This is a genomic window from Shinella sp. NM-101, from assembly GCF_021401195.1.
GTDB lineage: Bacteria > Pseudomonadota > Alphaproteobacteria > Rhizobiales > Rhizobiaceae > Shinella.
The window spans coordinates 61,039-73,738 of record NZ_JACBFT010000019.1 but is presented as its reverse complement, the minus strand read 5'-3'; the positions used below and the strand labels follow the sequence as shown (position 1 = coordinate 73,738).

Here is a 12,700-nt window from a genome sequence, read left to right as displayed (position 1 = left end):
CTCACGCCGCAGCGGCGGCCGGCTCGGCCATCGCCCTGCCATCCGCACCGAACGCCATGAGATGGCGCGTGTCGACATGGACGGTGACGACCGCGTCAGGCTCGATGTCGTGGATGCCGGGCGCGAGCATGACCCAGCGGGTGCCCTCGAATTCGATGTGGATGAAGCTCTCCGAGCCCGCGATTTCCGAAATCGCCGTGCGCGCCTGGAGGCTCGCGGAGGCCGGGCTCTGGCTGGAAAGCGAAAGATGATGCGGCTGGAAGGCGATGGTGCAGGGACCGTCCGGCAGCGCGGAAAGATGCGCCGGCACCGGCAGCACCGGCTTGCCGCCGAGCTCGAAGTGACCGCCGGTCTTCACGACCTGCATCGTGTTGAGCGGCGGATCGGCGAAGGTGCGGGCGGTCAGAAGGTCGTTCGGCCGGCGATAGACGTCGATGGTGCGGCCGAACTGGGTGATGCGCCCTTCCGACAGCGTGGCCGTGTTGCCGCCGAGAAGCAGCGCCTCGGAGGGCTCGGTCGTCGCATAGACGAAGATCGCGCCCGAGGCGGAAAAGATCTTCGGCAGCTCCAGCCGCAGCTCCTCGCGCAGCTTGTAATCGAGATTGGCGAGCGGCTCGTCGAGCAGCACCAGGCTGGCATTCTTGACGATGGCGCGGGCGAGCGCGGTGCGCTGCTGCTGGCCGCCGGAAAGGTTGAGTGGCGTGCGGTCGAGATAGGGCGTCAGCTTCAGGAGCTCCGCCGCCTTGCGCACTTCGCGGTCGATGGTCGCCGCATCCGCACCCTTGATGCGCATCGGCGAGGCGATGTTCTCGTAGACGGTCATCGCCGGGTAATTGATGAACTGCTGGTAGACCATGGCGACGCCGCGATCCTGCACGCGCACGCCCGTCACGTCCTTGCCGTCAAACCAGACGGAGCCGGATGTCGGCTTGTCGAGCCCGGCCATCAGGCGCATCAGCGAGGTCTTGCCCGACAGCGTCGGGCCGAGCAGCACGTTGAGCGAGCCGCGCTCGAGCACGAGGTTGGTCGGGTGGATATGCGTCTCCGCCCCCGCCACCTTCGTGATGTTTCTCAGTTCCAGCATTCCTGTCTCCGTCGTTCCTCCCAGCCACCGGATCGGGTGTGCTAGTGGGGCGCCGCCCTTGCAGCCGCCATGTAGTCTTCCAGCGCGACCGCTTCCGCGGCCGTCAGATGCAATCCTCGTTTGGTCCGCCGCCACAGCACGTCCTCGGCGTGCCGGGCCCATTCTTCCTTCATCAGCCAGCGCACCTCACGCTCGTAGAGATCGCTGCCGAAATGCCGGCCGAGATCGTCCACCGTCTTCGCCCCCTCCAACATCGCCTTCGCCTGCGTGCCGTAGAGGCGTATGAGCCGGCGGACATGGGCGGGCGCGAGAAAGGGAAATTGCGCGAAAAGTCCCTTCACCTCGGCATCGAAGCCGTCGACCGCAAAATCGCCGCCCGGCAGGCGGGATTGCGCGGTCCAGCAGTCTCCCTTCGCGCCGATCGCATCGCCGATCTTCTCCAGCGCCGATTCGGCAAGACGCCGGTAGGTGGTGAGCTTGCCGCCGAAGATGTTGAGCAGCGGGGCCTGCCCGTCGCCGCCCTCGACCTTCAGCACGTAGTCGCGCGTGGCTTCCTGCGCCTTGCTGGCGCCGTCGTCGAAGAGCGGGCGCACGCCGGAATAGGTCCAGACGATGTCCTCGCGCTTCACCGGATCGGCGAAGTATTCGCTCGCCGAGGCGCACAGATAGTCGATTTCCGCGTCGCTGATGCGCGCATCGCGCGGATCGCCCTGGTAGTCGCGGTCGGTCGTGCCGATCAGCGTGAACTCTTCCTGGTAGGGAATGGCGAACATGATACGCCCGTCCGGGTTCTGGAAGAAGTAGGCGCGTGGATCGGAGAATTTCTTCTTCACGACGATATGGCTGCCCTGCACGAGGCGGACATTGTGTACATCGTTGCGGCCGAAGGCCGAGGAGAGGACCTTGTCCACCCAGGGCCCGGCGGCGTTGACCAGCATGCGGGCGCGGACCGTCTCGCGGTCGCCCGTCGCGACATTCTCCGTCTCGACGTTCCAGTGGCCGTTCTGGCGCCGGGCGGTAACGACCTTGGTGCCGGTGCGGATATCCGCGCCGCGGTCGGCCGCGTCGCGCGCGTTCAGTACCACGAGGCGCGCATCGTCCACCCAGCCGTCGGAATATTCGAAGGCCTTGCGGAAAAACGTCTTCAGTGGCCTGCCTGCCGGATCCTTCGCAAGGTCGAGCGTATCGGTCGCCGGCAGCAGCTTGCGGCCACCGATATAGTCATAGAGGAAGAGGCCGAGGCGGATGAGCCAGGCCGGGCGCAGGCCGCCCTTCTGGAACGGCAGCACGAAGCGCATCGGCCAGATGACATGCGGCGCCATGGCCCAGAGCACTTCGCGCTCCATCAGCGCCTCGCGCACGAGGCGGAATTCGTAATGCTCCAGATAGCGCAGGCCGCCGTGTATGAGCTTGGTGGAGGCGGAAGACGTGCCCGACGCGAAGTCCTCCATCTCGGCCAGCACGACCGAATAGCCCCGGCCCGCCGCGTCACGCGCGATGCCGCAGCCATTGATGCCGCCGCCGATGACGAAAATATCGCGGATCACGTCGCCGTCCAAGTTCCCCTCCCATTTCGCATCGCACAAATTTGCGCAGTTGCGAAAGCATGGAAAGTTAAAACGAAAACATTCCGAATGTCAAACGAATGCGAGAAGAAATGCCGCCTCTCCCGTCAGGCCTGCACCGCCGTCTCGACCAGACGCACGTCATGCTCCTGGCAAATGCTGCGAATGCCCTCGGAAGGACAGCGGTCCGTGATGAAAGTATGGACCTGCGAGAGATGTCCGATGCGCACCGGCGCGGTCCTTTCGAATTTGGTGGAATCCGAAACCAGGATGACGTGACGCGCATTGGCGATGATCGCCTGCGCGACCTTCACCTCGCGGTAGTCGAAATCGAGCAGCGCGCCGTCCTCGTCGATGGCCGAGACGCCGATCACCGCATAGTCCACCTTGAACTGGCGGATGAAATCGACCGCCGCCTCCCCAACGATGCCGCCGTCCGCGCCGCGCACGACACCGCCGGCAATGACGACCTCGATCGAGGGATAGACGCGCAATCGGTTGGCCACGTTGATGTTGTTGGTGATGACCATCAGCTCCCTGTGATCCAGCAGCGCCTCGCCGACGGCCTCCGTCGTCGTGCCGATATTGATGAAGAGCGAGGAATTGTCGGGGATCATGCCCGCGGCGGCGCGGCCGATCGCCTGCTTTTCCGGCGCGGCGATGGAGCGGCGGGCCTCGTATTTGACATTCTCGTTGCCGCTCGGGAACAGCGCGCCGCCATGGATGCGCGTCAGCACCTTGTTGTCGCAGAGATCGTTGAGGTCCTTGCGGATGGTCTGGGGCGTCACGGAGAACCGCGCCGCAAGGTCCTCCACGAGCACGCGGCCCTCGGCCTTGGCGAGATCGACGATCTCCGCCTGGCGACCTGTCAGAAACATCGGCTCCTCCACTGCTTTCGTTTGCTTTCATAATATGCAAAAACGAAAGCACATCAATTGATCATCCTGCCTTCTTGGAGTGGGCGCGTCTTTTTGTGATACTGCGCGGACGGCAGGTGACCGGGGAGGAAGACACATGTTTCATCCAGCCTTGTTCAAGGGCGAGAATGTCGTCGTGACCGGCGCGGGACGCGGCATCGGGCTTGAGATCGCCCGCCAGTTCCTCGATTGCGGCGCCCATGTGCTGCTGCACGGTGGCAGGGCCGCCCACGATCCGCTTCCCGAATTTCTCGAAAACGCCGTCGCCGAGGCCCGCGCCCATGTCGTCTATTCGGATTTCCTCGTCGAAGGCGGCGTCGGCGCGCTGCTGCAACGGGCGGACAGCCTCTTCCCGCATGTCGACGTGCTGATCAACAATGCCGGCACCATGGTCGGCCGGTTTCCGGCCGCCGACCTCACCGACGAGGAGTACGAGACCGTTGTGCGCCTCAACCAGACCTCCGTCGTCGAGGTGACGCGCGGCCTGCTGCGCTCGCTCCGCCGCGCGCCGCACGCCGCCATCGTCAACACGGTGTCGATTTCGGCGCTGACCGGCGGCAGCCCCGGCTCGGCGATCTATTCCGCCACCAAGGCCTTCGTCTCGACCTATTCCAAGGGCCTTGCCCGCGAACTCGCCCCGGACGGCATCCGCGTCAACTGCGTCTCGCCCGGCACGATCACCACCGATTTCCATTCGCGCTATTCCTCCGCCGAAAAGCTGGAGGCGACGCGCAAGACCATTCCGCTGCAACGGCTCGGGACGGCGGAGGACTGCGCGCCCGCCTATCTCTTCCTCGCCTCGAATGCGCTCTCGGGCTACGTCACCGGCCAGGTGCTGGAGGTGAACGGCGGCCAGCTCATCTGCTGACCGGCCGCGCTCAGGCGTTCACGTCGATGACGACGCGTCCTTTCACCTTGCCGTCGAGAATCCTGTTCGCGAGGTCCGGCAGGTCGGACAGGCGGTGCTCCACGATCATGGCCTCCAGCTTGTCCATCGGCAGGTCCGAGGCGATGCGGTTCCAGGCATCGACGCGCTGGTCATAAGGCCGCATTACCGAATCGATGCCGAGCAGGCTGACGCCGCGCAGCAGGAACGGAATGACCGTGAAGGACGGTACGGCGGCCCCGCCGGCAAGACCGACGGAGGCGACGGCACCGTCATATTTCATCTGCTTTAGCACCCGCGCCAGCATCTCTCCGCCGACCGCGTCGATGGCGCCGGCCCAGCGCTCGGATTCGAGCGGCCGGCTGTTCGCCTCGGCGAGTTCCGCACGGTCGATGATCGTCTCGGCGCCGAGTTCCTTCAGATAGTCCGCCGTCTCCGGCCGGCCGGTCACGGCGGCGACCGAATAGCCGAGCCGGGCCAGGAGCGCGACGGCGACCGAGCCGACGCCGCCGGCAGCCCCCGTCACCAGGACCTCGCCCTTCAACGGCGAAAGTCCGGCCTTTTCCAGCGCGACAATGGAGAGCATGGAGGTGAGCCCCGCCGTGCCGATCGCCATGGCCTGCCGCGTCGAGACCTCCGACGGCAGCGGCACCAGCCAGTCGGCCTTCACCTTCGCGCGCGTCGCATAGCCGCCCCACCAGATCTCGCCGACCCGCCAGCCCGTCAGCACCACCCGGTCGCCGGGCCGGTAGCGCGGGTCGTCGGACGCCTCGACGGTGCCGGCGAAATCGACGCCCGGCACATGCGGGAAGCTGCGCACCAGCCCGCCCTTGCCGTTGATGCAGAGCCCGTCCTTGTAGTTGAGCGTCGAATATTCGACCGCGACGGTGACGTCCCCCTCGGGAAGCCTCGAATCGTCGAGCTCGCGGATCGCGGCGGATACTGCGCCATCCCCGCCCTTTTCGACCAGCAATGCCTGAAACGTCATGGCGTCCTCCTCGTGGATCCCTTTGCCGTCACAGATATAGGGCGCGGGGCATTGGTGCCGCCACTGTTCTTTTGTATCAAGAGCGTGGAGGCGCGGTTCCCGATGATAGACAAGCTCGAATATTTCATTGCACTCGCCCGCGAGAAGCACTTCGCCCGCGCGGCCGAGGAACTCGGCATTTCCCAGCCGACGCTGTCGGCGGCCATCCGGCAGTTGGAGGGCCAGCTCGGCGTGATGCTCGTCGTGCGCGGCTCGCGCTTCCAGGGCCTGACGCCGGAAGGCCAGCGCGTGCTGGAATGGGCCCGCCGCATCGTCGGCGACACGCGCACCATGCGCGAGGAGATGCGCGCGGCGCGCAAGGGCCTTTCCGGCCACATCCGGCTCGCCGCCATTCCGACGACGCTCGCCATGGTGCCGCGCATCACCGCGCCGTTTCAGGAAAAGCACCCGGACGTCACCTTCTCCATCGTGTCCACCACGTCGATCCGGATCCTCGGCCTGCTCGAAAATCTCGAGATCGACGCCGGCCTCACCTATCTCGAAAACGAGCCGCTCGGCCGCGTCACCAGCGTGCCGCTGCTGCAGGAGCATTATTGCCTCATCACGGCAAAGGGCGGCCCGTTTTCGGATCGCGAAAGCGTGACCTGGCAGGAAGCCGGTAGCGTTAGGCTTTGCCTATTGACCGCCGACATGCAGAACCGCCGCATCATCAACCGCCACTTCGCCGAGGCGGGCATTTCGGTCGAGCCGTCGCTGGAATCGAACTCGATGATCGTGCTGCTCTCCCATGTGCGCACCGGGCGCTGGTGCAGCATCATGCCGCGAAATGTCGCCAAATCCTTCGGATTTCATGACGAAATAAGTATAGTTTCCCTTGCCGAGCCCAACCCGAACCACACCGTCGGCCTCGTCGCCACCCACCGCGAGCCGTTCACCCCGCTCGTCTCCGCCCTCCTGCACGAGGCGCGCATCCTTGCCGAAACGGGCATGGGCTGATAGGAATTTTCTATTGACCAACGGGACAGCTTTATTGACCCGTCGTGTCATGACTGAGAAGCTGTTAGAATAGTCCGCGAAGATCGACTGGGTTCCGGTTTTCGCCGAACAGTTTCAACGGCATCGGCGCATCGAACCCGGTTTTCTTCGCAGTGGTTCGTTCGTGTCGGTTGGGAGGCCTGATCATGAATGTGCACGTCGCCGGCAGCGATGTCGGAGAAAGAACGCTGGCAATCGTCGGCGCGTTGAGGGGCCTGGAAGGGCCGCTTCTTCCCATCCTGCACGAAATCCAGGCCGAGTTCGGCTATGTGCCGCAGGAGAGCCTGCCGGTCATCGCGCGCGAGCTGAACCTCTCGCGCGCCGAGGTGCACGGCGTCGTCACCTTCTACCATGACTATCGCAACCACCCGACGGGCCGGCATGTCCTGAAGCTCTGTCGCGCCGAAGCCTGCCAGTCCATGGGAGGCGACGCCATCGCCGAGCGCATCAAGGCGCTGCTCGGCATCGATTTCCACCAGACGACGATGGACGGCGCGGTGACGCTGGAGCCCGTCTATTGCCTCGGGCTCTGTTCCTGCGCGCCCGCCGCCATGCTCGACGGCGAGGTGCACGGCAGGCTCGACGCGGACCTTGCAAAAGACCTTGTCGCGGAGGCACGCCGATGACCATCACCCTCTTCGTCCCGCGTGACGCTGCCGCCCTGGCGCTGGGCGCCGACCGTGTCGCCGCTGCCATTGCCCGCGAGATCGAGACCCGTGGCATCGACGCGCGCATCGTGCGCAACGGCTCGCGCGGCATGCACTGGCTGGAGCCGCTCGTCGAGGTGCGCACCGAACAGGGCCGCATCGCCTACGGCCCGGTGAGGCCCTCCGACGTCGCCTCGCTTTTCGATGCGGGGTTCCTGCAGGGCGGCGGCCATCCGCTCTGTCTCGGGCGGACGAAGGAAATCCCGTTCCTCGCCCGCCAGACGCGGCTGACCTTCGCCCGCTGCGGCGTCACCGACCCGCTCTCGCTCGAGGACTACCGGCATTACCAGGGCATGAAGGGCCTTGAGCGGGCCGTTGCGATGGAGCCCGCCGAGATCGTCAGGCAGGTGACCGATTCGGGTCTGCGCGGACGCGGCGGCGCAGGCTTTCCGACCGGCATCAAGTGGAAGACCGTGCTCGACGCCCCCGGCGCGCAGAAATACATCGTCTGCAATGCCGACGAGGGCGACAGCGGCACCTTCGCCGACCGCATGATCATGGAGGGCGACCCCTTCGTGCTGATCGAGGGCATGGCGATCGCCGGTCTCGCTACGGGCGCGACGAAGGGCTTCATCTACACCCGCTCCGAATATCCGCACGCCATCGAGACGATGAACGCCGCCGTGGAGATCGCCCGCAGGGCCGGCATCCTCGGCCCGTCGGTGCTGGGCTCCGGCAAGGCCTTCGACATGGAGGTGCGGGCCGGCGCGGGCGCCTATGTCTGCGGCGAGGAGACCGCCCTTCTCAACAGCCTGGAAGGCAAGCGCGGCATCGTGCGCGCCAAGCCGCCGCTGCCGGCGCTGCAGGGCTTCCTCGGTAGGCCGACCGTCGTCAACAACGTCATCTCGCTCGCCTCCGTGCCGATCATCATGGATCGCGGCGCCGAATTCTACCGCGACTTCGGCATGGGCCGCTCGCGCGGCACGATCCCGATCCAGATCGCCGGCAACGTCAGGCAGGGCGGCCTCTACGAGACCGCCTTCGGCCTGACGCTCGGCGAGATCGTCGACGACATCGGCGGCGGCACGGCGTCCGGCCGCCCGGTCCGCGCCGTGCAGGTCGGCGGCCCGCTCGGCGCCTATTTCCCCCGCGCACTCTTCGACACGCCTTTCGACTACGAGGCCTTCGCGGCGAAAGACGGCCTCATCGGCCATGCCGGCATCACCGTCTTCGACGACACGGTCGACATGCTGAAGCAGGCGCGCTTCGCCATGGAATTCTGCGCCATCGAAAGCTGCGGCAAGTGCACGCCCTGCCGCATCGGCTCGACGCGCGGCGTCGAGACGGCCGACAACATCGCGCGCGGCATCGAGCCGGAGAAAAACCGCGAACTGCTGGCCGATCTCTGCAACACGATGAAGTTCGGCTCGCTCTGCGCGCTCGGCGGCTTCACGCCCTATCCGGTCATGAGCGCGATGACGCATTTCCCCGAAGACTTTTCGCCGGCGCCCATCGCCGAAGCAGCGGAGTGATCCCATGCCCCTCGTTCCTGAAATCGACTTCGGCACCCCCGCTTCCCGCGCGGAAAAGATGGTGACGCTCACCATCGACGGCAACGAGATCACCGTTCCCGAGGGCACCTCCATCATGCGCGCCTCCATGGAGGCCGGCATCCAGGTGCCGAAGCTCTGCGCCACCGACATGGTCGACGCCTTCGGCTCCTGTCGCCTCTGCCTCGTCGAGGTCGAGGGCCGCAACGGCACGCCCGCCTCCTGCACCACGCCCGTCGCGCCGGGCCTCGTCGTCCACACCCAGACGAGCCGTCTCAAGCAGATCCGCAAGGGCGTGATGGAGCTCTACATCTCCGACCACCCGCTCGACTGCCTCACCTGCGCGGCAAACGGCGATTGCGAGCTGCAGGACATGGCCGGCGCCGTGGGCCTGCGCGACGTGCGCTACGGCTACGAGGGCGAAAACCACGTCAAGGCGCGCAGCAACGGCGAGGCAAACGCCCGCTGGATGCCGAAGGACGAATCGAACCCCTATTTCACCTACGACCCCTCCAAGTGCATCGTCTGCTCGCGCTGCGTGCGCGCCTGCGAGGAAGTGCAGGGCACCTTTGCCCTGACGATCGAGGGTCGCGGCTTCGACAGCCGCGTCTCGCCCGGCATGCACGAGCATTTCCTCGATTCCGAATGTGTCTCCTGCGGCGCCTGCGTACAGGCCTGCCCGACGGCGACGCTGACGGAAAAGTCGGTCATCGAAATCGGCCAGCCGGAGCATTCCGTCGTCACCACCTGCGCCTATTGCGGCGTCGGCTGCTCCTTCAAGGCGGAGATGCGCGGCGAGGAACTGGTGCGCATGGTGCCGTGGAAGGACGGGCAGGCCAATCGCGGCCATTCCTGCGTCAAGGGCCGCTTCGCCTACGGCTATTCGACCCACCGCGACCGCATCCTCAACCCGATGATCCGCGAGAAGATCTCCGATCCCTGGCGCGAAGTGACGTGGGAGGAGGCCTATGCCCATGTCGCCTCCGAATTCCGTCGCATCCAGTACCAGTACGGCCGCGATTCCATCGGCGGCATCACCTCCTCGCGCTGCACCAACGAGGAGACCTTCCTCGTCCAGAAGCTGATCCGCGCCGGTTTCGGCAACAACAACGTGGATACCTGCGCCCGCGTCTGCCATTCGCCGACCGGCTACGGCCTCGGCCAGGCCTTCGGCACCTCGGCCGGCACGCAGAATTTCGACAGCGTCGAGTTCACCGACGTCGTCATCGTCATCGGCGCCAACCCGACGGACGGCCACCCGGTCTTCGCCTCGCGCCTCAAGAAGCGCCTGCGCCAGGGTGCCAAGCTCATCGTCATCGATCCGCGCCGCATCGATCTCGTCTCCTCGCCGCACATCAAGGCGTCCTACCATCTTCCGCTGCGGCCCGGCACGAACGTCGCCGTCGTCACCGCGCTCGCCCATGTCATCGTCACGGAGGGACTCTATGACGAGGCCTTCATCCGCGAGCGCTGCGACTGGTCGGAATTCGAGGACTGGGCCGCCTTCGTCGCCGAACCGCGCCACAGCCCGGAAGAAACCGAGGCGCTGACCGGCGTGCCGGCCGAAACGCTGCGTGGCGCCGCCCGGCTCTTCGCCACCGGCGGCAACGGCTCGATCTACTACGGCCTCGGCGTCACCGAGCACAGCCAGGGCTCGACCACCGTCATGGCCATCGCCAACCTCGCCATGGCGACCGGCAATATCGGCCGCGAGGGCGTCGGCGTGAACCCGCTGCGCGGCCAGAACAACGTGCAGGGCTCGTGCGACATGGGTTCCTTCCCGCACGAACTGCCGGGCTACCGCCACATCTCCGACGACGCCACCCGCGACGTCTTCGAGAAGATGTGGGGTGTGAAGCTCAACAACGAGCCGGGCCTGCGCATTCCCAACATGCTGGACGCCGCCGTCGAGGGCACGTTCAAGGGCCTCTATATCCAGGGCGAGGACATCCTCCAGTCCGACCCGGATACGAAGCACGTCTCGGCCGGCCTTGCCGCCATGGAATGCGTCGTCGTGCAGGACCTCTTCCTCAACGAGACGGCGAACTACGCCCATGTCTTCCTGCCGGGCTCGACCTTCCTCGAAAAGGACGGCACCTTCACCAATGCCGAGCGCCGCATCAACCGCGTGCGCCGCGTCATGACGCCGAAGAACGGCTATGCCGACTGGGAGGTCACCCAGAACCTCGCAAAGGCAATGGGCCTTGCCTGGAACTACACCCATCCCTCCGAGATCATGGACGAGATCGCCGCCACGACGCCGAGCTTCGCCCTCGTTTCCTACGATTACCTGGACAAGGTCGGCTCGGTGCAGTGGCCCTGCAACGAGAAGCATCCGCTCGGCTCGCCGATCATGCACACCGACGGCTTCGTGCGCGGCAAGGGCAAGTTCATCCGCACGGAATATGTCGCGACCGACGAGAAGACCGGCCCGCGCTTCCCGCTGCTGCTCACCACCGGCCGCATCCTCAGCCAGTACAATGTCGGCGCGCAGACGCGGCGCACCGAGAACGTCGTCTGGCACGAGGAGGACCGGCTGGAGATCCATCCGCACGACGCGGAGAACCGCGGCATCCGCGACGGCGACTGGGTGCGCCTTGCAAGCCGCGCCGGGGAGACGACGCTGCGCGCCCTCATCACGGACCGCGTCGCGCCGGGCGTCGTCTACACGACCTTCCATCATCCGCTGACCCAGGCGAACGTCATCACCACCGACTTCTCCGACTGGGCGACGAACTGCCCGGAATACAAGGTGACGGCGGTGCAGATCTCGCCCTCCAACGGTCCCTCCGACTGGCAAGTCGAGTATGACGAGCTTTCCCGCCGCTCGCGCCGCATCGCCGGCAAGCTGGAGGCGGCAGAATAGGATCGCGCGTGCCCGACTTTTCCACCACGATCAAGGTCACGGAAGCCGCCCGACGAAACGGGCGGCTTTCGCACGGCGAGCGCTTCGTGCCGGAGGAAACGCCGGTCGCCTTCTCCTATGCCGGCTCGACCCATGCGGTGATGATGGCGACACCCGCCGACCTTGAGGATTTCGCGGTCGGTTTCAGCTTGACGGAAGGCATCATCACCGACCCGTCCGAGATCGAAGCCGTTGAAATCGTCGCGGAGGACAAGGGCATCGATCTGCAAATCGGCCTTGCCGATGCGCAGAGCGCCGCGCTGACCGCCCGCCGCCGGCACATGGCAGGTCCCGTCGGCTGCGGCCTCTGCGGCATCGAATCCATCGATGAAGCCGTGCGCGTGACGCCCTCGGTGCGTTCGTCATCGCTGACTTTGAGCGAGGACGAGGTGGTCGAGGCGGTGCGCCTGCTGAACGGCCAGCAACCGCTGCACATGACGACGCGCGCCGTGCACGGCGCCGGCTTCTACGTGCCGGGCAAGGGCCTTGTCGCCGTGCGCGAGGATGTCGGCCGGCACAATGCGCTCGACAAGCTCGTCGGCGCGGCCCGGCGGGCGGGCCATGCCGGCGCCGCGGGCGCGGTGGTCGTGACGAGCCGCGTCTCGGTGGAAATGGTGCAGAAGACCGCCATCATCGGCAGCCCCTTCGTCATTGCCATTTCCGCGCCGACGGCACTCGCCATCCGCGCGGCGCAAGAGGCCGGCATGACGCTGATCGCGCTCGTGCGCGGCGACGAATTCGAAATCTTCACCGGGGCTGAGCGCGTCGTGTCCGACGCCGGGCGCCGGCTGGGCAGCGGTTAGGAGACAGGCATGTCGGACGGCAACAAGATCATCAGGATGGCGAACCAGATCGCCATCTTCTTTCACTCCCAGCCGGCAAGCGAAGGCCCGGACGGCATCGCCACCCACATCAACAAGTTCTGGGAGCCGCGCATGCGCAGGCAGCTCTTCGATCTCGTCGACAACCATGGCGGCGAAGGCCTCGACGGCCTGGTCCTCCAGGCGATCCCGCTGATCCATCGTCCCGCCCCGCAGGCGGACGCCCCGGCGGGCCTTGCCGGCGGCGCATCGGCGGCACCCTGAGACCGCGGCCGGCATCGCTGCCGGCCACCTTCGCGGAA

The 12,700-nt window shown here is 66.2% G+C and carries 11 protein-coding genes; 7 read left to right on the top strand and 4 right to left on the bottom strand.

The window, feature by feature from the left end; translation table 11 throughout:
• Position 1: 1 nt before the first annotated feature.
• From L0976_RS24655 to L0976_RS24645, 3 genes are all read right to left on the bottom strand, one after another.
• The gene (locus L0976_RS24655) at positions 2–1,084 is read right to left on the bottom strand and encodes an ABC transporter ATP-binding protein (RefSeq protein WP_234189609.1); all 1,083 of its coding nucleotides are present in this window, start codon (positions 1,082–1,084) and stop codon (positions 2–4) included.
• Between the two features lie 41 nt (positions 1,085–1,125).
• Complete coding sequence (glpD, locus tag L0976_RS24650; RefSeq protein WP_234189607.1) at positions 1,126–2,643, bottom strand: glycerol-3-phosphate dehydrogenase; 1,518 nt, start codon at positions 2,641–2,643, stop codon at positions 1,126–1,128.
• 113 nt (positions 2,644–2,756) lie between these two features.
• Positions 2,757–3,527 (bottom strand): DeoR/GlpR family DNA-binding transcription regulator, encoded by a 771-nt coding sequence (locus L0976_RS24645; RefSeq protein WP_203316592.1) that lies wholly within the window; start codon positions 3,525–3,527, stop codon positions 2,757–2,759.
• 136 nt (positions 3,528–3,663) lie between these two features.
• Here L0976_RS24645 and L0976_RS24640 point away from each other — a divergent pair, with 136 nt between their 5' ends.
• Complete coding sequence (locus L0976_RS24640; RefSeq protein WP_234189606.1) at positions 3,664–4,434, top strand: SDR family NAD(P)-dependent oxidoreductase; 771 nt, start codon at positions 3,664–3,666, stop codon at positions 4,432–4,434.
• 10 nt (positions 4,435–4,444) lie between these two features.
• Here L0976_RS24640 and L0976_RS24635 read toward each other — a convergent pair whose 3' ends face one another.
• On the bottom strand, positions 4,445–5,440 hold the full coding sequence (locus L0976_RS24635; RefSeq protein WP_234189605.1) for an MDR family oxidoreductase: 996 nt from the start codon (positions 5,438–5,440) through the stop codon (positions 4,445–4,447).
• A 102-nt stretch (positions 5,441–5,542) separates the two neighbouring features.
• On the opposite strand from L0976_RS24635, the gene L0976_RS24630 reads away from it, so the two are divergent.
• The 6 genes from L0976_RS24630 (at position 5,543) to L0976_RS24605 (ending at position 12,662) form a co-directional block, all read left to right on the top strand.
• Positions 5,543–6,436: a LysR family transcriptional regulator gene (locus tag L0976_RS24630; RefSeq protein WP_203316595.1), complete on the top strand. Its 894-nt coding sequence runs from the start codon at positions 5,543–5,545 to the stop codon at positions 6,434–6,436.
• A gap of 185 nt (positions 6,437–6,621) precedes the next feature.
• Positions 6,622–7,101 (top strand): formate dehydrogenase subunit gamma, encoded by a 480-nt coding sequence (locus tag L0976_RS24625; RefSeq protein ID WP_203316596.1) that lies wholly within the window; start codon positions 6,622–6,624, stop codon positions 7,099–7,101.
• A complete protein-coding gene (locus L0976_RS24620) occupies positions 7,098–8,654 on the top strand; it encodes an NADH-quinone oxidoreductase subunit NuoF (RefSeq protein ID WP_234189604.1) in 1,557 nt (518 codons plus the stop codon). The genes L0976_RS24625 and L0976_RS24620 overlap by 4 nt, the downstream gene beginning before the upstream one ends.
• 4 nt (positions 8,655–8,658) lie before the next feature.
• Positions 8,659–11,538, top strand: a complete 2,880-nt coding sequence (fdhF, locus tag L0976_RS24615) for a formate dehydrogenase subunit alpha (protein ID WP_234189603.1) — start codon at positions 8,659–8,661, stop codon at positions 11,536–11,538.
• An 8-nt stretch (positions 11,539–11,546) separates the two neighbouring features.
• Positions 11,547–12,380 (top strand): formate dehydrogenase accessory sulfurtransferase FdhD, encoded by an 834-nt coding sequence (gene fdhD, locus L0976_RS24610; protein ID WP_234189602.1) that lies wholly within the window; start codon positions 11,547–11,549, stop codon positions 12,378–12,380.
• A gap of 9 nt (positions 12,381–12,389) precedes the next feature.
• Positions 12,390–12,662, top strand: coding sequence for a formate dehydrogenase subunit delta (locus tag L0976_RS24605; protein ID WP_203316600.1), 273 nt, complete (start codon positions 12,390–12,392; stop codon positions 12,660–12,662).
• The last annotated feature ends 38 nt before the right edge of the window (positions 12,663–12,700 follow it).